This window comes from Pseudoalteromonas sp. NZS100 (assembly GCF_015864815.1).
Lineage (GTDB): Bacteria > Pseudomonadota > Gammaproteobacteria > Enterobacterales > Alteromonadaceae > Pseudoalteromonas > Pseudoalteromonas distincta.
Window position 1 is genome coordinate 171,520 of sequence record NZ_JADYWM010000003.1, and the last position, 24,590, is coordinate 196,109.

Genomic DNA, 24,590 nt, shown 5'->3' on the forward strand with positions numbered 1-24,590 from the left:
TTCAACAATTTTCCCTTACTCGATTAAATTAATTATAAAAAAAGGAGCCTAAGGCTCCTTTTTCCATTCAAATAGCTTAAAAACTATTCTGATGCAGCTTTATCTTGTTTATTATTTTCATAAATCAAGATTGGATCTGACTCACCTTTAATAACGGTTTCATCAATAACCACTTTGCTTACATCATCCATTGAAGGAAGTTCGTACATAGTATCAAGTAATACACCTTCAACAATTGAACGAAGACCACGTGCGCCTGTTTTACGCTCCATTGCTTTGTGGGCAATTGCAGCTAAGGCATCATCGCGAAACTCAAGTTCAACGTCTTCCATACCAAACAATACTGAAAACTGTTTAGTAATCGCGTTTTTAGGTTCACTCAATATTTGTACAAGAGCTGCTTCATCAAGTTCTGTTAACGTAGCCACTACCGGCAAACGGCCTATGAACTCAGGAATTAAGCCATATTTAACTAAATCTTCTGGCTCTACATCTTTAAATGTTTCACTTAAAGAACGACTCGCCGCAGACTCTTTTACGCTCACGCCAAAACCGATACCGGTGTTTTTATGGCTACGTTGCTCAATTACTTTATCTAGGCCTGAAAATGCACCACCACAAATAAACAAGATTTTAGATGTATCTACTTGTAAAAACTCTTGCTGTGGATGTTTACGACCACCTTGCGGTGGAACAGAAGCAACGGTGCCTTCAATCAGTTTAAGTAGCGCCTGTTGAACGCCCTCGCCTGATACGTCACGCGTAATTGAAGGATTATCTGATTTACGAGAAATCTTGTCAATTTCATCGATGTAGACAATACCGCGCTGTGCTTTTTCAACATCGTAATCGCACTTTTGTAAAAGCTTTTGAATGATGTTTTCAACATCTTCACCTACATAACCTGCTTCGGTTAATGTAGTGGCATCGGCCATAGTAAACGGCACGTCAAGTAGGCGCGCTAATGTTTCTGCAAGTAATGTTTTACCACTACCTGTTGGGCCGATAAGCAAAATATTACTTTTACTTAATTCAATGTCTTGCTTAGTCGATTGGTTACGTAGCCGTTTATAATGGTTATAAACGGCAACAGACAATACTTTTTTAGCATGATCTTGACCAATAACATAATCGTCTAAGTGTTTACGAATTTCTTTTGGTACAGGTAGTTTGTCAGACGTATCATGCTTAGGAGCAATGTCTTTGATCTCTTCCCTGATAATATCGTTACACAACTCTACACATTCATCACAAACGTATACTGAAGGGCCTGCAATTAATTTACGCACTTCATGTTGGCTTTTTCCACAAAAAGAGCAGTATAACAATTTATTACTTTTGTCGCCGTCTGTAGGAGTGTCAGACATTCAGCTACCTCATTTTATTACGTTGGCCACCAAAACTATTGGCGGCTATTTCAATACGCTTTAACTATACCAAAATTTATTGGTTTTCGCATAGTAACTCAAAGTGGTAAACAGGTAGTCCTGTTTACCAAGCGCTTACTTTTTGTCGCGATTTGTAAACACAGAGTCTACCAAACCGTAATCTACAGCTTGCGAAGCACTCATGAAGTTATCACGATCAGTGTCTTTAGAGATAATATCCAATGGTTGGCCTGTATGCTCAGCCATTAAGCGGTTAAGCTTATCTTTAATAGACAGAATTTCTTTAGCGTGTATTTCAAAGTCAGATGCTTGACCTTGGAAACCACCTAATGGTTGGTGAATCATCACACGTGAGTTTGGTAGGCAAAAACGCTTACCTTTAGCACCAGCAGTAAGTAAAAAAGCACCCATGCTTGCAGCTTGACCTACACATATTGTACTTACATCTGGTTTGATGAAGTTCATTGTGTCGTAAATAGCCATACCCGCAGTTACTGAACCACCTGGTGAGTTGATATATAAAAAGATATCTTTATCAGGGTTCTCTGATTCTAAAAATAGCATTTGCGCTAAGATCAGATTTGCCATGTTGTCTTCAACTTGACCTGTTAAAAAGATAATACGCTCTTTTAATAATCTCGAATAAATATCATACGAGCGCTCGCCTTTTGGTGTTTGTTCAACAACCATTGGGACCAATGCATTTAGGGGATCTGTAATACCAGTATTCATACTTATTTAATTCCTTATGCGCTTATACTTATCCTTATTATAAGGAAGCATAGTTATCGTTTTTCGCAAATTTAGAGCCAAAAACTAAAATGGCCCGGGCACGCTGTATAAACAGAGTAACACGAGCCATTTAATCGTTAGCGAGAGCTTAAGTCAATGACTTATTAAGCACCTTGCTGTGGATTCATGATGTCATCAAATGCTTTTTCAACATCAGTAACAACTGCTTTAGCTAAAATAGCTTCAACAGCTTGCTCTTCCATTGCTACATTACGCATTTGCTGCATAAGTTGATCATTACCTTTGTAGTATTCTACTACTTCAGTTGGATCTTCGTATGCAGAAGCTACTGTTGCGATTAATGCTTCAACTTTAGCATCATCAACTTTGATGTCGTTAGCTTTAATCACTTCACCTAATAAAAGGCCAGTTTTTACACGTGTTACAGCTTGCTCGTGGAACAATTCAGCTGGAAGCTCTGGCATGTTTTGAGCGTCGCCGCCAAAACGTTGAGCTGCTTGCTGACGTAGAGCATCAACTTCTTGATCAACAAGTGCTTTAGGCACTTCGATTTCGTTGTTAGCTAAAAGACCTTTGATTGCTTGGTCTTTAACGCTTGCTTTAACCGCTTGGTCTAGCTCACGTGTCATGTTCTTTTTAACTTCTTCTTTAAGCGCGTCTACGCCGCCTTCGGTAACACCGAATTTAGTTGCAAACTCTTCGCTTAATTCTGGTAATTCTTGCGCTTCAACTTTTTTCACTGTGATAGTGAATTGAGCCGCTTTACCTTTTAAGTTTTCAGCGTGGTAATCATCAGGGAAAGTTACATCAGCAACTACTTCTTCGCCTGCTTTTTTACCTACGATGTTATCTTCAAAACCTGGGATCATACGACCTTGGCCAAGTTCTAATGGGAAGTCTTCAGCTTTGCCGCCTTCAAATACTTCACCGTCGATAGTACCTACGAAATCAACTGTTACACGGTCGTTTTCGCCAGCAGCTGCATCAACATCAGCCCACGCTGCGTGTTGCTTACGAAGTGTTTCTAGCATGTTAGCTAAATCTTCGTCAGTTACTGTTACTGCTGGTTTTTCAACAGTAATTTTATCTAAACCTTGAACTTCAACTTCAGGGTAAACTTCAAACGTTGCTGAGAATTCTAAATCTTTACCTGCTTCAAGTGATTTAGGAGCGAATGTAGGCGCGCCAGCTGGGTTGATTTTTTCAGAAACGATTGCTTCAATGTAATTACGTTGCATTACTTCGCCAGCAACTTCTTGACGAACTGCAGGGCCAAAACGCTTGTTAATTACAGACACTGGAACTTTACCAGCACGGAAACCATCTATACGCTGTGTTTTTGACAGTTGTTGTAGGCGTTTTTTTACTTCGGTCTCAACGTTCTCTGAAGGAACGGTGATAGTTATACGGCGCTCAAGGCCTTGGGTCGTCTCAACAGAAACTTGCATGATTTACCTCAATATTCAATTTTGGCGACTGTTCGCCTTCCTTTACAAACAAAGTGTTCTGCATGAGTCTTGATAAAGTTTAAGCGGTTTTTCACACTTAAAAGCATCCGTCGCTACCATGAGACACCATTGCTGCTTTGCCCTTCGGGCACTATGTTAAACAATAGACGCGGCATTATAACCTAATATTTATGATAGTCGAGTATAGGGGGCAATTATTTGGACTAGATAAGGGACTATAAAGACTAACTGAATAAAAAACAGGCTAACTACGGACTAAATAGAATAAAATAGAAATTATTTAATAGAATTATAGGCTAACAGATTTAGATTTATAACTTAGAGGAGTTTACTTATTGTTCTTATTGAATAAGAAAATGGTCGGCGATGCAGGATTTGAACCTGCGACCCCTTGGACCCAAACCAAGTGCGCTACCAAACTGCGCTAATCGCCGACATTGAAGAGTTAACTTCTTTTTTCATACTGAACACTTAAACTGAGAGTTTAAGACCATTTTAAGAAAATGGTCGGCGATGCAGGATTTGAACCTGCGACCCCTTGGACCCAAACCAAGTGCGCTACCAAACTGCGCTAATCGCCGAAACTTATTATTGCTAGCGAGTGACCTCGTTGACAACGGGGTGCATAATAGTGATTTGACGGGGTTAGGTCAAACGTTTTTTTAAGAAAACCAATCAAGTGCTCATTTTTAGTGCACAATGGTTAAATATTACAATAGTCGGCTGAATTTTAAACTATTTAACAGCTCAAACGTTATATACCTTAAAAGCAACTTGGCGCTGCTATGCTTTTCTGCGAAAATAGCAGCCACATTATAAAACGAGTTAAATAAAGAGCGTATTTTTCTTTATTAGCATTTTTACCCCTATTTTATTATGCATTCGTTTTTAGAGTATCGGTATCTAGTTAATTAACCCCAATTAAAGGTCACCCATGACGGCAAACATCATTGATGGTAAGGCAATCGCAAAACAAGTACGTAGCGCTGTAGCAGAACGCGTAAGTGAACGTGTAGCAAATGGTTTACGTGCACCAGGACTCGCAGTAGTACTTGTAGGACTTGATCCAGCAAGCCAAGTTTATGTTGGTTCAAAACGTAAAGCCTGTGAAGAAGTCGGTTTTATCTCTAAATCATTTGATTTACCAGCAGACACACAAGAGCAAACTCTTTTAGATTTAATTGACGAGCTAAATAATGATGCCGAAGTTGATGGAATTTTAGTGCAGTTACCACTGCCAAAAGGTCTTGATGCTGAAAAGATTTTAGAACGTATTACCCCACATAAAGATGTTGATGGATTTCATCCATATAACATTGGTCGATTAGCACAGCGTATGCCTGCCCTTCGCCCATGTACGCCTAAAGGTATTATTACATTACTTGATTCAACGGGTGTACGTTATAAAGGGATGCATGCAGTTGTCGTTGGCGCGTCAAATATTGTTGGTCGTCCAATGTCGTTAGAGCTTTTATTAGCAGGTTGTACTACCACTGTGTGTCATAAGTTTACTCAAGACTTAGAAACACATGTTCGCCGCGCTGACTTATTAGTTGTGGCTGTCGGTAAACCTGAATTTATACCGGGAGATTGGATAAAAGAGGGCGCTATTGTTATCGATGTGGGCATTAACCGCTTAGATACGGGTAAATTAGTCGGTGATGTTCAATACAGTGTGGCCGAACAAAAAGCGCATTTTATTACACCTGTACCAGGTGGCGTTGGCCCGATGACTGTCGCAAGCTTAATTGAAAACACACTTGAAGCGTGTGAGAAATATCACAGCTAAGCTGTTAAAAAATTAAAAAAGGGTTGCCATTTGGCAACCCTTTTTTTAGTTTGACCTGAATTACTTTAAACGCTTACGCTTTACGCCACGTTGTTTTACCAGCTGAATCTTCAAGTATTACACCTAACGCATTAAGCGCATCACGTGCTTCATCAGCAGCAGCCCAGTCCTTACTAGCACGTGCTTCATTACGTTTTACAATTAATGCTTCAATTGTCGCAACTTCGTCGTCATCTTGCCCACCTTGTAAAAAAGCTTCCGGTGCTTGTTGAGCAACGCCTAACACTTCACCAAGGCTACGCAGTATAAACGCTAACTTGCCAGCTTGACCTGCGTCACTTTCTTTCACGCGGTTTAATTCTTTAGCAAGTTCGAACAACACAGGTAGTGCTTCTGGTGTATTAAAGTCATCATTCATTGCTTTTCTAAATTTAGCAACAAACTCATTGCCTTCTAAATCGCATTCTACCGGTACGACATCACGAAGCGCTGTATAAATGCGTTCAAGTGATGAACGCGCTTGGTCTAAATTTTCTTGTGAGTAATTTAATTGGCTGCGGTAATGCCCTGAAATTAAAAAGTAACGAACAGATTCGGCATCGTATGCTTTTAAAACTTCACGCACAGTAAAAAAGTTATCTAACGACTTAGACATTTTTTCTTTATTTACTTGCACCATGCCAGTATGTATCCATGTATTTACATACTTGCCGTTGTTTGCACAGCACGACTGGGCAATTTCGTTTTCATGATGTGGAAACTGTAAATCAGACCCCCCACCGTGAATATCAAAATGCTCTCCTAAGTGTTTTGAGCTCATTGCCGAACATTCAATATGCCAACCAGGACGCCCTTCACCCCACGGTGATGACCATGATGGCTCACCTGCTTTGGCTTTTTTCCATAACACAAAATCAAGTGGATCGTCTTTATCTTGAGCCACTTCTACGCGAGAGCCCGATTGCAACATAGTTAGATCTTGCTGAGAAAGCGCACCATATTGCTCAAACGTTGATACATCAAACAAAACATCGCCATCAGCTGCAACATAGGCATGGCCTTTTTCAATCAAGCGCTTAACCATAGCGATGATTTCATCCATATGGCTTGTAACTGTTGGTTCAATATCTGGGCGTAGCATATTTAGGCTATCAAAATCTTCATGCATCGCTTTAGTCATGCGCACAGTTAAGTCGTTTATTGACTCACCATTTTCATTTGCGCGTTTAATTATTTTATCGTCGATATCTGTAATGTTACGTACATACTTTAAATCGTAACCAATATGACGTAAATAGCGCACAATAACGTCAAAACCAACAAAAGTACGAGCGTGTCCAATATGGCAGTAATCATAAATGGTGATACCACACACATACATGTCGATTTTGCCTTCGACCATAGGTTTAAATTGCTCTTTTTGTCGCGTGAGTGTGTTGTATATATTTACCATTTACTTTGAGTCCTTGACTATTTACTTGAACAGTTATGTTACCACTTGAAAAGCCCCTGCTCTAGCGCTTTATAACAAACCAAACATCTACTTTGTTAATCTTAGTCAACTACGATAAAATAGCGCCAATATTTAAACCAGATATAGGAAAACACATGGTTGTTCTACACACCAATTTTGGTGACATCACCATTAAAATGTTTGAGCAAGAAGCTCCAAACACAGTTAAAAACTTTTTAGAGTATGCAAATGCTGATTTTTTCAACGGCACTATCTTTCATCGTGTAATCGACGGTTTTATGGTTCAAGGCGGTGGTTTTGTACCAGGTATGGAACAAAAAGAAGTTAACGACCCAATTAAAAATGAAGCTAATAATGGCCTATCTAACAAGATAGGTACTTTAGCAATGGCGCGTACGCCTGATCCTCATTCAGCTACAGCGCAGTTTTTCATTAACGTGAATAACAACGACTTTTTAAACCATAGCAGCGAAACATCGCAAGGCTGGGGTTACTGTGTTTTTGCTGAAGTAGTAGAAGGCATGGACGTAGTAAATAAAATAAAAGGCGTAGCAACAGGTAGTACTGGTTTTCACCAAGACGTGCCTCTTGAAGATGTGATCATCGAAAGCGTTACTGTTAGCTAATAGTAAGTTTACCCACGTAATGTGGAGTATCAGCGGGCATTTACGCAATGTGTATACGCCCGCTTTATTTATATCGAAAAGACTGACCTATGACTCGCCAAACTTACTTTATTGCAGATTTACACCTAAGCGAAAACCGCCCCGACATTAGCGCTGCATTTTTTGACTTTTTAAATACGCATATACTAAATAAAGATGTAGATGCACTTTATATTTTGGGTGATTTTTTTGAAGTATGGGTTGGAGATGACTACATTACAGCGCTGAGTGCCGATGTAGCAAAGCATTTAAGCGCCGTTAATGATGGTGGGACACCTGTTTATTTTATACATGGCAACCGTGATTTCATCATGCGCAAGCAATATGCAGACATGGCCGCAATGACTTTACTCGATGAACAAACAGTCATTGATTTATATGGTACGCCTACCGTTATTTTACATGGCGACGAAATGTGTACTCAAGATACTGAGTATCAAAAATTTCGTAAAAAAAGCCGTGGTTGGTGGTGGCCAAAATTAATGCTTGCAATGCCACTTTGGTATCGTAAAAAAATAGCGCGTAATGCCCGTGAAAAAAGTAAGTTGAGCCAAGCTGATAAACCTATCGAAATTTTAGACGTTGTAGATGAAGCCGTGCTTGCCACCTTTGCTAAACATAACGTTACTAATATGATTCATGGTCATACTCACCGCCCTAATGTTCATACCTATAAAGTTGATGAACAAACGCTTACTCGTACAGTGCTAGGTGACTGGTATACCCAAGGCTCTTATTTAGTCGTTACCCCTCAATCACAAGAATTAATTAGCACGCCTTTCGCATAATTTAAAATCCTGACTATTATTTAACTATATATTTGAATAATAGTGAGAGGTTTAATGATTAAGCTGTTAATTTTCATCGTAGTAATTGCCATTCCTACCAAAGTATTTAGCGAGCAAACATGGCAAATTGTTACTGAAAACTACCCTCCCTATTTTAGCGAAAACCTTCCTGATAACGGTTGGTTATATGAAATCACTCAATCAGCCCTTAAAACTCAAGGCATTAATAGCGAAGCCGAGTTTACGACATGGGACCGCGCCCTAAAGCTATTAGAAAAAAAGAGAAAAACAGCTATTTTAGGCGCTTTTTACTCATTAAAAAGAAATGAAGTTTTTTACTACTCTCGCCCACTTGCAGTTGCTCATTCAGGAATTTTTAAACGCAAAGAGAGTGCTATTAATTTCGATGGTACAGTTAAATCATTAACACCTTATAGTATTGGTACAGAAGACAATGCCTTTGTAAGCCAAGAGTTTACTAGAAATACTGAGCTGGCAATAACATCTACTAAAAGCCTTCCTACAAGTTTATACCTGCTACAACAAGGTCGTATTGATTTGGTCGCAGGCACTAAAGAAGTAGGGAAATATTGGCTTGAACACAATAACGAAGTTGATTTAGATAAGAATAAAATTGAGTACTTATTGCCAGATCTTGCTTCTCATAAACTATATTTAGTTGTCTCTAAATCAAATTACAGGGCAAAAGAGTACTTACAAAAATTTAATAGAGGGATTGATATAATAATTGAAAACGGAAGCATTGCTGAAATCATGAAAAAACACAATTTCAGCAATCAAAAAACAGCTGAATACATTAATTTTTTAAAAGAAAATTAGCTTTATGCTATTGGCAGGCCACTATGAAACTTAAAATCTTCATCCTGTGATGAAATTAATTCGGCTTCAATCTCGCCAAATTCTTTAACTCGTTCGGTAATATCAAAATCAGCAATTTCTTGCGCTAAAGTTAGATAATCTTGGTAATGACGGGCTTCAGAGCGCAGCAGCGAAATATAAAAATCACCTAAACGTTTGTCAACATGCGGCGCAAGCTTTGCGAAACGCTCACACGAACGCGCCTCAATGTAAGCGCCTACAATTAATTTATCAACAAGGGCGTTTGGCTCAAACGTTTTAACATGACGAAGCATGCCTTTTGCATAACGACATGGTGTAATGCTTTGGTACTCTACACCGTACTCGTCCATAATTTCGAGCACTTGGTAAAAATGATGCAACTCTTCTTTTATCAACAATACCATTTTATCAATTAAATCTTGTCCATATGGCGAATTAGATTTAGGAATTATTGATTTAGTTAGCTTATTTTTAGCGGCGAGATCACGCCAATTTCCTTCACGCTTATAAATAAGCGTTTCAAATGGCTTTAGCCACTCGAGTAAGGCATCACTACCCTCTTTATCAACAGCGTATTTACGTATTAAAAACATCGCACTTTGAGCCGCTTTTAACTCACTATTGACCTACCTGTGCACATCAAATAACATCCCCCCTAAATCACATCGAAATTAAAGATTATGAAACGTAAAGTATATGCCTACCAGCGGTTTAGCTCGGATGCACAAAGAGGTAACAGCTCCTTACATAGGCAGTCGGAACAGCTTAAAGGCTGGTTAAGTAGGCACCCAGAATGTGAGCTTGCAGAAGAGATTGTTGATGAAGGTGTCTCTGCATACACAGGTAAAAACGTATCGGCTGGCGCACTAGGTGAGTTTATTGCACGCCTTGAGGCAGGACTGATCGAGCCTAAATCGATTGTACTGATCGAACACTTTAGCCGCCTTACACGCCAAGACATCGACGAAGCCGAAAGCCTACTAAAAAGGCTTTGGAAGCATAGAGTATCTATTGCGATCACAAAAAAGGATAAGATATATGAACCTGAGGACGTTAACGATCTTGTTGGACGGATTGAGCTAATACTTGAAATTAAAAGCGCCTATGAAGACTCAGAGTACCGTTCTAGAAAGGTTAAGGGTAGCTATGTAAGACGTGAAGAAAACGCTAAGCAAGGCATTGTACCAAAGATGCGACGTCCTTTTTGGCTAGGCAGTGATGGTACGTGCAACGAACATAAAGGCATAATTAAGGATATCTTCGATCTTTACCTATCAGGCCAAGGCCAAAGAAATATCCTCAACGCTATTAAAGAAAAGTACCCTGAAGCCTCTTTTTTGAAAAAAACTAACCCAAGCACTGTAATGGATTGGATTACTAAGGACTCAGTGATCGGCATGTGGCGTGGGAACAAAGTTTATGAGGCCGCTATAGATGAGAGTACGTATTACCAAGCACAAGATATTCGCGAAAATCGTAAATATAAAAATATTAAGCCTGATAGCGAATGGCCACTTAGTGGTTTAGTCCGATGCAAGGGTTGTGGTTGCGGAATGAGCATTCAGCGCAGCTATAATAAGAAAAAAGGGTGCTATAGCCTTCCTTTACTAAGGTGTAGTAACACTCAGCGTAAAGGTATCAAGAGCCCTGACTGCACGACAAAGAGTACGTTTCCTCTTATCATTGCACATTATTTTTATTTCGAGTATTCACGTCGAACCATACTTGAAAAGCTGACCAAGTCAGAGCTACATAAAGATAGGCTCCAACAAGAAAGTACTTTAAACAGGCAGCTGAGTAAATTATCGGCAAAACTAGACAACTACAGGGAGGTCTCCAACGAAGCAGAAGAGGCTGGTGATAATGCAACTGTACGTCATGCCTTTAAGCATATTTTAACGATAGAGCAAGAGGTCGAGGATGTATATCAAAAGCTACAGAGCTTAAAAAAGGATAGCCACGTTGAAAAAGCTGAGCTAATACTCCCCGACTTAATAGACCTTTTAAACGAGCCGAAACGCTTCAATACTGCAATGCATCGATTACAAATATATGCGTACCTTGATGGGACGAAACTTTACTTCGATGAGAGTCGAAGCCTTGAATACATTGAGTTCAGCAGAAAGAGCAAAAGGTATATTGTAAAGTGTGATGACTTCCCCCTGCCGCAGTTAGAGATACCTAATAGCTATTACAGCGAAGAGAACCTCTTTTTTCCATTGACTAAAATGACCGAAGAAGACATCTCTATTTGGAAGCAAGCTATAAACATACAAAACCTCCGTATGAACTCCCCGGCTGATGCTTTTAAAGAAACTGACGCCCAGGTTGATGAAGGCCAAAATGAGTTCTTATCTAGCTTCGACGCAGACTTACAAAAAATAGACGATGAGCGTCAGAGGATTAAGTCATGATGTGGTGTCAATTGACTATAGCTCAGTGAGGTGTTTTTAAATCGTCAGGTTGATATGTATTAACTCTCAATAGGCAATAAATCGAATGGCTATTGAGAGTTTATCAATGAAGTTAGTTACGCCATAGGCTAATGAGAAGTGAGAGAATATGAACGCTAGAATCTACATGAGAGCAAGCACACAAGAACAAGACGCTTACCGAGCGGAACAAGAGCTTACTGATTTTTGTCAGAGTAATGCTATAACTATCGTAGGGAAATACGTTGAGAACTACACTGGTACTATATTAAAGCGACCTAAATTAGGCCTACTGCTAACAGAGTCTAAAGCTGATGAGATACTTCTTGTTGAAAGCGTCGACCGCCTCTCTCGTCTACCGCTTAATGAGTGGTATCAGCTGAAAGCAATCATTAACGAAAAAGGCCTACGCCTTATAGTCGCTGACTTACCAACTACTCACACACTGATCAGTGATGATGACCTTACAAGTAATGTCCTAAAAATAGTCAACAACATGTTACTCGACCTCATGGCAACCATGGCTCGCCAAGATAACGATAAGCGCCGTGAGAGAATTAAGCAGGGCTTAGCCAAAGCTAAAGCTGAGGGGAAAAAAGTTGGAGGGCGTAGTAAGAACCAAGCAACTAGAGAGAAGGTCGCTAGATACACTGACAAGAATCTTGGAGCAGAAGAAGTAGCTAAACTAGCAGACTGTAGTGTTGCCACTGTCTACCGGATAAAGAAAGAAATACAGCTGGATCAGCTAACATGCGCGTAATCGATATTAACGACCCATTGTACAAGAGGTGCCATGGACTTAATTAGCTGCGAAATCGAACGTAAAATAGGCAGCGCACTTCCATCACTCACTGGCTGTTACCTTCTAGCTCAAGTGCGTGATCGAATATTAATGACCAGATGTTGTACAACAGAAACTACTAGCTTTATTAGCTACGTGCTCTATTACAGAGGAGATAACAGTTCCTCGCCCATCACTTCTAGCTACCTCAAGTGCGTGATCGAATATTAACGACTAGATCATTGTACAATAGAATCTGCCGGCTTTATTAGCTACGTGCTATATCACAGAGGAGATAACAGTCCCTCGCCCATCACTTCCAGCTACCTCAAGTGCGTGATCGAATATTAACGACTAGATCATTGTACAATAGAATCTGCCAGCTTTATTAGCTACGTGCTCTATTACAGAGAAGATAACAGTCTCTCGCCCATCACTTCTAGCTACTTCAAGTACGTGATCGAATATTAATGACCAGATGTTGTACAACAGAAACTACTAGCTTTATTAGCTACGTGCTCTATCACAAAGGAGATAATAGTCTCCCACCCATCACTTCCAGCTACCTCAAGTGCGTGATCGAATATTAACGACCAGGCGTTGTACAACAGAAACTACTAGCTTTATTAGCAACGTCCTCTATCACAAAGGAGATGATGGTCTCTCACCCATCACTTCCGGCTACCAACTAGCTCAAGTGCGTGATCGAATATTAACGATTAGAACATTGTACAATAGAATCTACCGGCTTTATTAGTTAAGTGCTCTATTACAAAGGAGGTGACTGTCTTTCGCCCATCACTTCCAGCTATCAACTAGCTCAAGTGCGTGATCGAATATTAACGACCAGTTCGTGGTAGTAAAATGTTCTCACCTTTTACAGATACGAGCTCGAGCACAAAGGAGACGATAGTCTCTCGTCCACCACTTGCAGCTACAAGTGCGTGATCGAATATTAATGACCAGTTCGTGGTAGTAAGATGTTCTCACCTTTTACAGATACGATCTCGAGCACAATGAAGACGATAGTCTCTCGTCCACCACTTGCAGCTACAAGTGCGTGATCGAATATTAACGACCAGGTCGTGGTAGTAAGATGTTGTCACCTTTTACAGATACGAGTTGGCCGCGAAGAAGCCATTGTTGATAAAACACTATGCAGAGGGTAAGCCTAGCTTGTCAAAGAAGGCCCTGTTTCGCTCTCTAGCTGCCTTCACTAACTGGTCAAAACTAATTACTTCAATATAGGCATGTGACGGCTCATTATAGCCGAAGTAGCCCATACCATCAGATGTGATGCGTAAGTTAGCTCGACGGCATCGCTTTTTCATAGTCTCTGTCAGATCACACAACACATAACAATAACCAGGGATGTCATTATTCCCTGGTATGGGCCGTCCAGACTTCGTCGTAACTTTACCATCTCGTACTCGCTCTAAATAGCTTAAAGCTTGATCAATGGGGTCTTTGCCTTCACCCTCACTCATATCGTTACGCATGGGGCGCTTAATTTCGATTACGGTTATTGAGGCAAGTGGAAAACTCGTATCGTCGTTAACGAGCATAGGGTTATCGAACACTTTTAAGCTTAGTAAGTCTGGCTCTTTGGTGGTGACATTTCCTGTAATAGGCATGGCATTCAGCGTTTTGTCAGAAGCCAAGTAATTGTGAAAGGCTAAACGCTCATCGATAAGCCAAAGGTTGCATGAGTCAACAAAAACCTCGCTAGAATCCTTACGCATGGGCATGATCAGCTCATGAATCATATCCTCACGTGCGTACTTGCCATCATCTAGCCGCTCTATGGATCTTTGCAGTAGGTCGATTACAACTTTACGATGTGATACATAATTAGCTAGATCAGACTTTTTAAGGTCTTCAGCCTTGCGTAAATACTCACTTAGCCTTTCTTTGTATACCTCTAGGTGTTCGTCACTTTTAGGCTGCATAACGTCATGGCCCTCGGTCACAAGTTGACGCTCAACCTCGTACCATTGGGCATGCAAGTGCAGCTCCAAGTCTCTATCTGACTTTTCAGGATCAACAATTAGCAGCTCTTCTGTAACATAGTGTGCTATAGGTCGGTATCGTGGCGCGTTATTGTCAATAAAGTCCTCTACACGTTTGCGACCTGCTGATACATTTCCTGCTAAAACATCTTGTAGGTACTCTTTAGTGCGTGCTAACACCTCAACACGAATAGTGCTAAAACTCACATCGTTGAGCATGCCATCAACGTCTTCGGCAATATTAAAAGAAGTACGCTCACTTCGTACATGCTCATCGAGGTAGTTAGAGGATACATAACAAGTGTACGTAAACTCGCCGTCAGCATCTGATATCTTGCCGTAAAGGCCAGGTATCTTGCCCTGAATCGATTCCTCTTTAACCAATCGGTTAGCTGCACATAAGGCTAGTTGATGCTTTTTATTAGCTGATGCTCTAAATTTAATGTGAGTGAGGTCGAAGGAGTGGCCTTGAATAGTTATAGTTTCATGTTGAGTACTAGCATGCATGTGCCGCTCATACAAAGTGTCTAGGTCTATTGTCTCTCCAGAGTCTTCTACAATTATTCGTGGCGGCTTTTCGCTACGTACAAAATACCACAGTACATGCTCTAGTAGTTGGTTTGCTATTGAGGCTCCCTTGCAAGGTACCTGCTTTCTGTAGCTTTTGTCAAAACCAACCAACTTAATAATAGTACCAGGCTTCTGGGCAGTAGCAAACACAACCTTCTCACCATGAACGCCCTTCTTATCATCAAAACAGAGTACACGTTTTTTGAGTTCACCATCAGTATCGATAAAGTGACTTTCCACTTCCACCAAATCAAACACTTTCAACCACATCAAACGACCAACGCCTCGACAACCCTTACCTATTTTATGGTCAGAATCAAGTGTTTCAAATGACCTAAAGTTTACATCATCAAAGCCACAACCATTATCCGTAATAATAAAACCAATAATTTGCTGTTGTGATTTAGCGCTGAAGTCAAGACTGCCCTGAGCAACGCGATCAATACGAAGTACAACCTTACCTGCCTCGCTACTACCTCTTTCCTCGATTGAGTGAATAGAGTTTACTACTGCCTCAAATACAGGCATTAGGCCGTGGCTTTTGGGTAAAGAGGTGTTGCGCAAACGTCCTTTTAGGTTGGTTTGTAAACTCATACTCCCTCCTTATAAAGCGCCTTTAAAGGCAGAATCGAGAATTGATGCTTTCAAGCATTTTAAATCTTTTATTTTCCCTAGAAGGACTTCTTCTGTATCGTGAATTTTGCTTTTCAGTGCCTCAATCGTCGCCACAAGAGCTTTCTGCTCTCCCAAGGAACACATTGGGATTTCAATCTTGCTTAAACGAGTTAACGCCAACTTAGGCTGTGCAACTGTTTTAGTCGCTAGCCCTGCCTGAGCAGAGAAATCAGAAGTCAATGTAAACAAATACAAGTAGCTTAAATCTAGCTGTTGCTTATCTTTGATAACCAACTTAGCTGCGTTTTCTGTCAGATTTGCGCCATCTATTTCGGGTGGCACAAAGCCTGTTTTACCGATGGTTCCGGCGATACTTATGTAGAGATCGTCCTTGGAAATTACATAGCGTTTAATTTGCTCATGGATTTCTTTTGATATGTACTTAATATTGGATAAGTCTATCGTTCCTTTATCAGTGAAATCTGCTACCCGTATATATGGGTGTTCAGTCACGTCATCACTTAGCTTTTCACCTTTTGGTAATCGCTTGCCGCCTTTTACATTTGCAATCGATTCAATTGTCATTCTTTCAGTGATAGCCGCGAACTGACCATCAAGCGCTGATTGAAGAAGATTGCCTTTTAATGAGACGCTGTCCTGTAAATGCTCGATAGCGGCATCGATACGGGTGAGAATTGCATCGAGTTTATCTACAATGCGTTTTTGTTCTTCTACGGTGTCCGGCGTACAAACTAATTCAGCACTGAGAGAATTTCTGTTTAGAGTTGGTACAGCCGCACCAGATGCAAAGCGAGTTAGATCAAAGGATTGAAGAAAATACTTTATAAAACGTGGGTTATTTCCATTAAATTTCTGCACATATAATGCTGTGTTAAGCGGCCAATAGTCTCCGTCAACGAAATGAACTTTTCCTATAGTGCCACTTCGCCCGGTTACAACTCCTGGCCCATTAACTTTAAACTGATCGATGTAATCAGTAACGCCATTAGCACTATATAGAGGAAATTTACCAGCCGTACGCGCATGTGTAGGAAGATCATAGCCTCTTTTAAGACCACAAACATCTTTAAATTTTTTCCAGCTCCAGCCACTTGGAAGTTTAGAATCAACTTGCCCCATACTCATTTTTCCGCCAAGAGGACTTCAACCTCATCCAACAGACCAGATACCAACTTTTCTTTGATACGGATCTGCTTAAGGATATCGCTAGGCGCTAAATGCTCGGCATCCTTCTGCTTGGCAGGATTCTTGGCTGATAAGTCGTAGTCTTCTGCAAGCTTGCTGGCCGATACTGTCCATGAACGATCCGTGGTTTCGCGGCTACTATAAAGCTTAACAAACTCTTTTAAGTGCTTATCATCTATCGGTTTGTTTTTTGTAAGCTTTTGTTCAGGTTCACATTCGTAGTACCACACATCACTAGTACCACCGCTACGCTCGAAAAACAGCACGTTGGTTTTAACACCCGAATAAGGTAAAAACACGCCAGAAGGTAGACTTAAGATAGTATGCAGGTCAAAGTTCTCTAACAGCTCTTGCTTAACTTGCTTAAAAGCGCTGTTGGTTTGGAACAGTACTCCTTCTGGCACTACAATAGCAGCTTTACCCCCACTTTTAAGCGTTTTCATAAAGTGTTGCATAAACAACAATTCAGTGGCGTTAGCTTGAATAGGGAAGTTTTGTTGGATTTGTGGCTTCTCTTTACCACCAAATGGGGGGTTAGCAAGAATGATGTCGTAGCGATCTTTCTCTTGAATATCACGGATGTTCTGCGTAAGAGTATTACCACGATAAAGGTTTGGTGATTCAATACCATGCAAGATCATGTTCATCATGCCCATCACATAAGCCAACGAGGTTTTTTCAAACCCATAAAAAGTATCGCGTTGTATAAAATTCCACTGCTCAGTAGAAAGCTCATCCTTCTTGGCCTTTAAATGATCAAAAGCCTCTACTAAGAAGCCACAAGAGCCTGCTGCCGCGTCGTAAATAGTTTGCCCTGCTTTGGGGTCAATTACCTTAAGCATCGCCCTTACAACAGGTCTAGGGGTGTAAAATTCACCTGCGTAGCCTCCCGCATCCCCCATGTTCTGTAACAGACCTTCATAGACGAGTGATAGTTCGAACATTTCGTCACCAGATTGAAAGTTTAGGGTGTCGATAATATCCAGCACTTCACGAAGCGTATGACCTGACGCGACCTTGTTATCTAGATATTGGAATATACCCCCAATCTTGTATGTAAACGATTTAGGGTCGGCTCCAGCGCCAGTTACGGCCGCATCTGCGAAACCTTTTAAGTATGGAAATAGTTTGGTATTAACGTAGTCAGTCAAGTCATCACCCGTACGAACTAAGTTAATGTCTAGTTTACCCTCGGCATTTTTTGGGCATGCCCAACTTGACCAGCGATGCTCATCATCCAAGACAGGTTGATAGTCCTTGCCTGACAACACTGCTTCATCCTCTTTTTCAGACTCGTAATCGTCTAAGAACTTTAAAAATAACACCCATGAAGTCTGCTCTGTATAGTGCATGGCACCACTAATACCATCGTCGCGGCGCAATATGTCGGTAATTCGGTCAATTTTTTGCTGTAATGACATTGTTTAAAGTTTTCCAGTAATAAAGTTATACATGTTGGTGATGTCTTCGCTGATTTCTTCGGGCGGAATAAGATCGATATAGGCTTGGAGCTTATCCATGCAAAGTCCTTTAGCTTCTTCGTCGCCTTTAAGTTCATTAATAAGATCGTGAGTTGCAGCCTTTACAAATTCCGATGGAAGCTTCCTAATTCCATCATTATCAGCGCAATCGTGCTGTCTGAGGTGGAACTTTGCTGCTAAGCGGTCATTGTTAATAGTGTTTATTCGCTCATGGTGCGATAAAGCGGTATAGCTTAATAAATAATGCTTGATTTCTCGTCTTTTCCAAGCGAGTAAAAAGGTGTCAACGCTATGTTCTTGACCCCATTTAATGGAGCTAACTAATTTTCCGTAGGTACGGCCTGCTAATTGAACACCGTTTGACTTCCAATTCGGGGTTGCCTCATCCCTATCACATACTAGGAATATTTTTCTTGTAAAAACTTGGCTTTCTGACGAGCTCAACGCCTTGACCCAATTCACTTTGGCTTCACCTAATGTATCTTCGTCATTCGTATAGCTAGAGGACTTCTTCAAAGGGCTAATAGCAAGTAACGTACTGATATCAAGCCCTTTCTGCCGCGATAGTTTAATGAAGATTGCCCAATCATTTTCATCATCTAGTATTGCTATGTTGGGTAGCTTACCACACACTTCAAATTCAACAGATTTCATGCGGGATAGTATACCTAAGCGGTTAATCAATTGCTTGATTTTGTTATCCTCATTAATGCGGCCATTTTCTACTACTTTGAGGTGCTCGATGCGGTTTTCTTTTGCTGAAATAGAGTCTAATAAGTGGGTGGTTGTAATTGCATTGCCTTGAATACCATGTAGTAAACTCCATAGTTTTTCCACATTTTTATAGTGTAGATGTGAGTCGGCCTCATCCAATAAGAACAAGGTATCAGGCGCATCAAAAAGATCTATCAGCGCATAAAGAAAGAGTAATTGATATTCTCCATCACTTAGCTGATCGAGCTCAATTCCCCCCTTGAAAAGAAGCTTATAACCTTGCTTGTCTATGAAGTAGTTATTGTCCGCTGCTTGAGTGAAAAAGCTCACTTCAGGATCAAACGCTGTATTTTGAGCTTGAGCATTTACTTCACCTGCTTCAGCGCCTTCTTCTCCTGCTTGAGTTTGTCTTGGAAAATCGAACGATATATCAACCAAGCGATCTGCAAATATTTCAATAGTGTGCTTGCGAATTGGCTCTTCGAACTCATAGTCCTTCGAGTAAAGGATGCTGATAAAGCTATCAAGTGAACGAAAATAAGGTGTACTTCTAAGCGTATTAACTTCGCCCTTCATTTCTCGTTTTAAGGCATCTTGCACTCTAGATACATAGTTTTTGTCTATTTTAAACGCACACTTCAGACAGGTAGATTGATCATCACCATTCTGAGCTGACTCAGTAACGTACCCGCGCTCACGCAAAAACGAGCGAACTTTACCGGAACGTTTGATTGAAGTCGCCAAAAAAATAAGTAGTTTAGACCAAGGTTTATCGAAGTACATACATTCTAAAGCAAGGCCTCTACCAGCTTGTCTTTCGCGTCCCAAGTAGCTACTAAACTTTTCTGAGTAGTTTTCGTTTTGCCCAGAAGAAAAACACACCACGTTCAAGTTTTGGTGTGCTCGTTTGTTTAACCGTTCTTCAAATACCGATTGTAAAATACTCGATTTACCGCTGCCATTCTCACCAATCAAGGTTGCTACCTTATTGATCATAAGGTTTTGCTGTTGGTCATAAAGAGGGTTGGGCGCTAGTGTTATTTCCATATTAATTCACGTGATAAAGCTGTTGCTGCAATTGTTTGAATGCTGCTAGTAGGTATGCAGGTTTACCTCCAAAAGCAGTCGAGGCATCTTTAACAGTCCCCAAACCTGATAGTTCAATTAGAGCTGGCAAGCGCTCGCGTGATAGCTCTGCACTGCCCGTTTGCTCGTAGCGATTTAGTACAAAGTGTAAAAATTGTTGAGCTTTTTCTTGTTGGTACTGACTAAAAAAGGTGCTGTTAGCACGAACACTATCAGCGCGAGCCTTGCGTGTAGCCATAGGCTGCTCAAAGGCTAAAAATGCTAATAAGTCGAATATATCGCACTCTTCTGCTTCAAACATGCGACGCAACGTGGCGAGTTGCTCTTTATCGAAGCCCGCTTCCAAAAGTTTACTGAGTAAGGTTTCTCGTTCGTCGGGATCTGACCAAATTTTTGTTAGCTCTTCAACCGATTTAAATAGTCCCGGCAGTTGAGTCATAAGACGCTCAACAAACTCCTGTACCGTGAGTGGTCTGCCATTATCGCCTATATAGCGAATCTCAACATCAGTAACCTTAAGTTCACGATACTTGCTTAGTTTCACTTTTAACCGAGGCTTAGGCTCACCTGGCGTAGGCTCTGGCCCTTCTGTACCTCCTGGTGGCTCTGGTGTAGGATCTGGCCCTTCAGTGCCTCCTGGCGGCTCTGGTGTGTAAGGTGGTGTTGGTGGCTCACTGGTACCGCCTGGTTCTGGCGCTTCAGGCTCTCCATCCCAATCTTTATCGTAAAACTTATTAGAAGCACCACGGAAATCGATAATGCTGAAATAGTCTTTACCGTCAAAAACGCGAGTACCACGACCAATAATTTGCTTGAACTCCACCATTGATCCTATAGTTCTATCAAGCACTACGTTGCGCACATTACGAGCATCAACACCCGTAGTGAGCATTTGTGATGAAGTGATAATCGTGGGGATGTCTTTATCGTTATCTTGAAATTTTTCAAGTAGCTCACGCCCTCGTTTTCCTTCATCGCTAGTAACGCGTACACAGTAGTGTGAGTCTTTCACCTTTTTGTGCTTATTGATCATGTCGCGCATAGTAAGCGCATGGTTTTGATTTTCACAAAAAACTATGGTTTTGTCGAACTGGTTAATATTATCGATAATAGCCTTCGCCACTAGCTCTGTACGCTCGTCGACAACTATTTTCTTATCGTAGTCTTCAACCTGATACACATCTTGTCCTGACTCGCCCTCGATGACTTTGTCGTCCTTGGTCAGTACCAGTTCATCCAAGTTAGTACGGACACGTTTGACTCTATAAGGTGTTAGGAAACCATCATTGATACCGTCTTTTAATGAGTACTCGAAAGCTGGTGCGCCAAAGTAGTCGTAAGTGTCTACATTTGCTTCACGTTTTGGCGTTGCAGTTAAACCTACATGCACTGCACTATCAAAGTGCTTCAGAATCGCATGCCATGAGCCTGATTCATTAGCGCTGCCACGATGACACTCATCAATCATTACTAAGTCAAAAAAGTCACTTGGGTAGGCTTTATAGTGTCCTTCTATATCTTCGCGTTCAGCAATAGCTTGGTAGATGGCAAAAAAGATATGCGCATTAGTTGGTACAACTCCACCACGCTTACGTACTTCTTCTCCATTAATCTTGATGAGGTCTTTTTCGTAGGGGTTAAAGGTGTTAATTGCTTGGTCTGCTAAAATGTTACGGTCGGCTAAAAACAGTATTCTGGGGCGGCGGGTGCCAGGAGTTTCTTTGTTCCAGCGGGATTGAAACAGCTTATGCACAATTTGAAAAGCGATGAATGTTTTACCCGTGCCCGTAGCCAGAGTTAACAATACACGTGGTTCACCTTTACCAATCGCATCTGTAGCAGCATGTACGGCTAATTCTTGGTAATAGCGAGGCTGCATCGCTCCTTCTAGATGAAACGCTACATTACGCAGCTGCTGACCCAAGTCAGAACTCACTCCGTCGTAACGATTTTCGAGCTCTTCTGGCGTTGGGTAAAACTCAATGTAATCACCCTTACCGGTTTTAAGATCAAACTCATAGGTTTGAAGACCATTACTAGAGTATACAAAACGAACTAGTAGCTTTTTAGCGTAGTCAATAGCTTGCTGAAGCCCTTTAGTGGGGTGCTCAGACTCCTTCTTGGCCTCAACAACAGCGAGGTAACGGTTTTCCTTGTGAAGAAGGTAATCGACGAAGCAGCGCCTGCCTCTTAAGCCACCTGATAGCTTGCGGCCATCTGTGAAGTAATGTTCACGAATGATGTTACCTGGCTGCCAATGTGCGGCCTTGAGAGCTGGGTCTATATAATTTGCTCTAGTATCTGCTTCTGATTGCACTTATCTACTCCCTGTAAACGTTATTCGCTTATGTCCTACTGCGCACACGTGTGCGCGTAAGTTTAACTACCGACAAGATATACTTAACCGATAGTGTTTTATACACAAAAACCACTTTTTTGTCTTTACCTATTTAGGCTTAGGTTAAATCTCGAGCTATGTAACCACTTCATCAATCGGTTAAAAAGCACCCACTAGGTTCGTAAGGTTCATTCTAATATTTGGTAGGCCATAGCTAATATTAAAGACTGCTATTAAAGCTAAGTAGCTGCTACAGAGGCTTTAACAAGTAACTTAACGTAGGAGTAGCATGAAAAATATAGCGGTTAGGCCACTACCCATACTTTTTGTAATCGTTTCAAACCCTCTACGCCGCAGGATGCTGACTTTTCGTACTCACGATCATTGTTTCTAAAGGGACCGTAGTTAAAGAAGGTTTTTCACCCCGAATTAAGTGTATATGAACACTTTTAAGACAAACCTAGCTGGTGGTTCCTACTCACGAGCTAATCCCAAATTAATTGCGATGCAGGGGTTTCGGATTATACAAAGCTTAAGTAGTATAATAGAAGACTATATGTACAAGGGGTACCACTAGATACATATCGACTACCCCCCTTCTATCCTAGGATAGACTCCAATTAGAGAATAAAGCACCAATAGACACATCAACGTAATTGGTGCTTAATATACGGTCAATAAAACAATCCAAGTAACAAACATTAAACATACGCTGAAAGACCATTTATAACTATAATAACGGCCACAAGGACAAAGAAGGCTTCGCCTCCTTTGTGCTCCTCCGACTTCGTCGTAGGAGAACTACTTATCTTTTATAATGTAAGGTCAGGACTAATGGGCTAAAGTAACCACCCTACCAATCAACCATATATAACTACTTTAAGCCGTAAACCGGTGCGTTACTGTTGATTAGCTAACTTCGAGATATACCAATGCTGAAGCCATTTAAAACCTTCTGATACGCTTTTAACATTACTTTTTCAGTAATCTCAGCATCACTGGTTTTGACTATTACTGAATCATGTAATGGCAATGCAGGGATCACTCTCAACCTGAGCTCATCAAGAATGATGCTCATGATAGTACTGTCCGTATACTGTAGCTGTAGTCCGATATTCTTCTTCTCTATAAAGCTGACTATGTCAGGGTAAGCTTCCAAGAGCTTACTGTACGCATATTCCCCTTTAATCCCTGGAGGTAGACCTTCAATAAGGCTATCTCTTGCATCAGGGTTTAAATGCGCTCTTCCAGCTTCAGTTCTGTGCTCTGGTTTACCACTCATGGTAACCACTCTCTTAAAATCAGAAGGCTTTGAATTAACCCATCTAACCACAAGGCGCTTTACAGTGTCCCTATCAAGACCAGGGATATCATATGGATCTTCTTTACATTGTACTTTCTTCCATGCATGTAGAATGTTTAGGTGCATTGCCTTATAGTCTAATTCGCAAGTATCTTCACCATCAATTTTGATAGTACTACGTAGAGCTTTTTTGTTATTTTGGTACGTCAGCATGCCATGAGTATAGAAACGCCCTCCTAACTCTAAGGAGTCCCTATAGACCCTTCTTAAAGCTATACACTGCTTCTTGCCATCCTGAACAACCTCAAAACACTTCAAGAAGGTATTTAAGATATTTACGGCTGTAACAATCTTTTTTGCTTGAGCAGGCAGAGGTAACATTTTCTTGCTCTCGTCTCTAATGACTACTAATGGACCCGTATATGCTAATTCACTCCACTTAACAGTATTTTTAACAAGCTCTTTGAACTGGTCTGTCGCCCAAAACGTTGACTGTTTGTTGCTATGCTCATTTTGGTGAGCTATGTCTTGTTTTACGAGTGACTGTATTTGAAGGAAATCTAATACACCTATTATGGTCAGTGCATTCATTTTCCCTTTTGTATGACTTGTTGAACGCGAATACCTTACTCGAAGGCTATGTTCGCTTGCATAAATTAGGTGGGCTAAAATTGTAGACAGACACTTTTTAGTTACTGGCTTGTTAAAACGTTTACCATTGTCATTATATAACTTTTTCATAGACTCCAACAGCTCTTCAACAATAAGAGAACTTTGATAGCTAATCCTATTACTCAACCGGTTACTTATTGCTTTTCCATGCAGAGTCCATACAGGTAGTAATTCTATTGCATCTTCAACCAAAGCG

The 24,590-nt window shown here is 40.8% G+C and carries 16 protein-coding genes, 2 tRNA genes and 1 pseudogene; 6 read left to right on the forward strand and 13 right to left on the reverse strand.

Annotated elements, in window-relative coordinates; translation table 11 throughout:
• Positions 1-83: 83 nt before the first annotated feature.
• The 5 genes from clpX to I6E69_RS04215 form a co-directional block, all read right to left on the reverse strand.
• Positions 84-1,367, reverse strand: a complete 1,284-nt coding sequence (gene clpX / locus I6E69_RS04195; RefSeq protein ID WP_002958344.1) for an ATP-dependent protease ATP-binding subunit ClpX — start codon at positions 1,365-1,367, stop codon at positions 84-86.
• Positions 1,368-1,502: 135 nt separating this feature from the next.
• The gene (gene clpP, locus I6E69_RS04200; RefSeq protein WP_002958346.1) at positions 1,503-2,120 is read right to left on the reverse strand and encodes an ATP-dependent Clp endopeptidase proteolytic subunit ClpP; all 618 of its coding nucleotides are present in this window, start codon (positions 2,118-2,120) and stop codon (positions 1,503-1,505) included.
• A gap of 164 nt (positions 2,121-2,284) precedes the next feature.
• Complete coding sequence (gene tig / locus I6E69_RS04205; RefSeq protein WP_002958347.1) at positions 2,285-3,589, reverse strand: trigger factor; 1,305 nt, start codon at positions 3,587-3,589, stop codon at positions 2,285-2,287.
• 378 nt (positions 3,590-3,967) lie between these two features.
• Positions 3,968-4,044, reverse strand: a tRNA-Pro gene (locus tag I6E69_RS04210).
• 70 nt (positions 4,045-4,114) lie between these two features.
• A tRNA-Pro gene (locus I6E69_RS04215) sits at positions 4,115-4,191 on the reverse strand.
• 353 nt (positions 4,192-4,544) lie between these two features.
• Here I6E69_RS04215 and folD point away from each other — a divergent pair.
• The gene (gene folD / locus I6E69_RS04220; RefSeq protein WP_002958348.1) at positions 4,545-5,399 is read left to right on the forward strand and encodes a bifunctional methylenetetrahydrofolate dehydrogenase/methenyltetrahydrofolate cyclohydrolase FolD; all 855 of its coding nucleotides are present in this window, start codon (positions 4,545-4,547) and stop codon (positions 5,397-5,399) included.
• A gap of 73 nt (positions 5,400-5,472) precedes the next feature.
• Here folD and cysS read toward each other — a convergent pair whose 3' ends face one another.
• Positions 5,473-6,852, reverse strand: coding sequence for a cysteine--tRNA ligase (cysS, locus tag I6E69_RS04225; RefSeq protein WP_039484435.1), 1,380 nt, complete (start codon positions 6,850-6,852; stop codon positions 5,473-5,475).
• A 155-nt stretch (positions 6,853-7,007) separates the two neighbouring features.
• Between cysS and I6E69_RS04230 the strand changes: the two genes are divergently transcribed.
• The 3 genes from I6E69_RS04230 (at position 7,008) to I6E69_RS04240 (ending at position 9,166) form a co-directional block, all read left to right on the forward strand.
• Positions 7,008-7,499, forward strand: a complete 492-nt coding sequence (locus I6E69_RS04230) for a peptidylprolyl isomerase (RefSeq protein WP_002958350.1) — start codon at positions 7,008-7,010, stop codon at positions 7,497-7,499.
• An 89-nt stretch (positions 7,500-7,588) separates the two neighbouring features.
• Complete coding sequence (locus I6E69_RS04235; RefSeq protein WP_039484437.1) at positions 7,589-8,326, forward strand: UDP-2,3-diacylglucosamine diphosphatase; 738 nt, start codon at positions 7,589-7,591, stop codon at positions 8,324-8,326.
• A 54-nt stretch (positions 8,327-8,380) separates the two neighbouring features.
• Entirely contained in the window at positions 8,381-9,166 is a 786-nt protein-coding gene (locus I6E69_RS04240) for a transporter substrate-binding domain-containing protein (RefSeq protein ID WP_138488746.1), read from the forward strand.
• Between the two features lie 2 nt (positions 9,167-9,168).
• On the opposite strand, the pseudogene I6E69_RS04245 reads toward I6E69_RS04240, so the two are convergent.
• A pseudogene (locus I6E69_RS04245) lies at positions 9,169-9,804 on the reverse strand (tRNA-(ms[2]io[6]A)-hydroxylase); the annotation flags it as partial.
• Positions 9,805-9,867: 63 nt separating this feature from the next.
• Here I6E69_RS04245 and I6E69_RS04250 point away from each other — a divergent pair.
• Together I6E69_RS04250 and I6E69_RS04255 are read left to right on the forward strand one after the other, a co-directional pair.
• The gene (locus I6E69_RS04250; protein ID WP_197120709.1) at positions 9,868-11,601 is read left to right on the forward strand and encodes a recombinase family protein; all 1,734 of its coding nucleotides are present in this window, start codon (positions 9,868-9,870) and stop codon (positions 11,599-11,601) included.
• Positions 11,602-11,767: 166 nt separating this feature from the next.
• On the forward strand, positions 11,768-12,379 hold the full coding sequence (locus I6E69_RS04255; RefSeq protein ID WP_231619702.1) for a recombinase family protein: 612 nt from the start codon (positions 11,768-11,770) through the stop codon (positions 12,377-12,379).
• A gap of 1,175 nt (positions 12,380-13,554) precedes the next feature.
• Here the strand turns inward: I6E69_RS04255 and I6E69_RS04260 are convergent.
• The 6 genes from I6E69_RS04260 to I6E69_RS04285 all read right to left on the reverse strand — a co-directional run bounded on the left by I6E69_RS04260 (position 13,555) and on the right by I6E69_RS04285 (position 24,586).
• On the reverse strand, positions 13,555-15,573 hold the full coding sequence (locus tag I6E69_RS04260; protein WP_197120711.1) for a hypothetical protein: 2,019 nt from the start codon (positions 15,571-15,573) through the stop codon (positions 13,555-13,557).
• Between the two features lie 9 nt (positions 15,574-15,582).
• On the reverse strand, positions 15,583-16,740 hold the full coding sequence (locus I6E69_RS04265) for a restriction endonuclease subunit S (protein WP_197120712.1): 1,158 nt from the start codon (positions 16,738-16,740) through the stop codon (positions 15,583-15,585).
• A complete protein-coding gene (locus I6E69_RS04270) occupies positions 16,737-18,221 on the reverse strand; it encodes an N-6 DNA methylase (RefSeq protein ID WP_197120713.1) in 1,485 nt (494 codons plus the stop codon). Before I6E69_RS04270 ends, I6E69_RS04265 begins: the two co-directional genes overlap by 4 nt.
• A gap of 3 nt (positions 18,222-18,224) precedes the next feature.
• Positions 18,225-20,042: an AAA family ATPase gene (locus I6E69_RS04275; RefSeq protein WP_197120714.1), complete on the reverse strand. Its 1,818-nt coding sequence runs from the start codon at positions 20,040-20,042 to the stop codon at positions 18,225-18,227.
• A 1-nt stretch (position 20,043) separates the two neighbouring features.
• Positions 20,044-22,398, reverse strand: a complete 2,355-nt coding sequence (gene hsdR, locus I6E69_RS04280) for an EcoAI/FtnUII family type I restriction enzme subunit R (RefSeq protein WP_197120715.1) — start codon at positions 22,396-22,398, stop codon at positions 20,044-20,046.
• 934 nt (positions 22,399-23,332) lie between these two features.
• Positions 23,333-24,586 carry a hypothetical protein gene (locus tag I6E69_RS04285; protein ID WP_197120716.1) on the reverse strand — a complete coding sequence of 418 codons (1,254 nt, stop codon included), beginning with the start codon at positions 24,584-24,586 and terminating at the stop codon, positions 23,333-23,335.
• Positions 24,587-24,590: the final 4 nt, after the last annotated feature.

Excerpts from the sequence above, each read along its gene's own strand:
- clpX (WP_002958344.1), bottom strand. The coding sequence starts at position 1,367 with ATGTCTGACACTCCTACAGACGGCGACAAAAGTAATAAATTGTTATAC.
- clpP (WP_002958346.1), bottom strand. The coding sequence starts at position 2,120 with ATGAATACTGGTATTACAGATCCCCTAAATGCATTGGTCCCAATGGTT.
- tig (WP_002958347.1), bottom strand. The coding sequence starts at position 3,589 with ATGCAAGTTTCTGTTGAGACGACCCAAGGCCTTGAGCGCCGTATAACT.
- folD (WP_002958348.1), top strand. The coding sequence starts at position 4,545 with ATGACGGCAAACATCATTGATGGTAAGGCAATCGCAAAACAAGTACGT.
- cysS (WP_039484435.1), bottom strand. The coding sequence starts at position 6,852 with ATGGTAAATATATACAACACACTCACGCGACAAAAAGAGCAATTTAAA.
- I6E69_RS04230 (WP_002958350.1), top strand. The coding sequence starts at position 7,008 with ATGGTTGTTCTACACACCAATTTTGGTGACATCACCATTAAAATGTTT.
- I6E69_RS04235 (WP_039484437.1), top strand. The coding sequence starts at position 7,589 with ATGACTCGCCAAACTTACTTTATTGCAGATTTACACCTAAGCGAAAAC.
- I6E69_RS04240 (WP_138488746.1), top strand. The coding sequence starts at position 8,381 with ATGATTAAGCTGTTAATTTTCATCGTAGTAATTGCCATTCCTACCAAA.
- I6E69_RS04250 (WP_197120709.1), top strand. The coding sequence starts at position 9,868 with ATGAAACGTAAAGTATATGCCTACCAGCGGTTTAGCTCGGATGCACAA.
- I6E69_RS04255 (WP_231619702.1), top strand. The coding sequence starts at position 11,768 with ATGAGAGCAAGCACACAAGAACAAGACGCTTACCGAGCGGAACAAGAG.
- I6E69_RS04260 (WP_197120711.1), bottom strand. The coding sequence starts at position 15,573 with ATGAGTTTACAAACCAACCTAAAAGGACGTTTGCGCAACACCTCTTTA.
- I6E69_RS04265 (WP_197120712.1), bottom strand. The coding sequence starts at position 16,740 with ATGAGTATGGGGCAAGTTGATTCTAAACTTCCAAGTGGCTGGAGCTGG.
- I6E69_RS04270 (WP_197120713.1), bottom strand. The coding sequence starts at position 18,221 with ATGTCATTACAGCAAAAAATTGACCGAATTACCGACATATTGCGCCGC.
- I6E69_RS04275 (WP_197120714.1), bottom strand. The coding sequence starts at position 20,042 with ATGGAAATAACACTAGCGCCCAACCCTCTTTATGACCAACAGCAAAAC.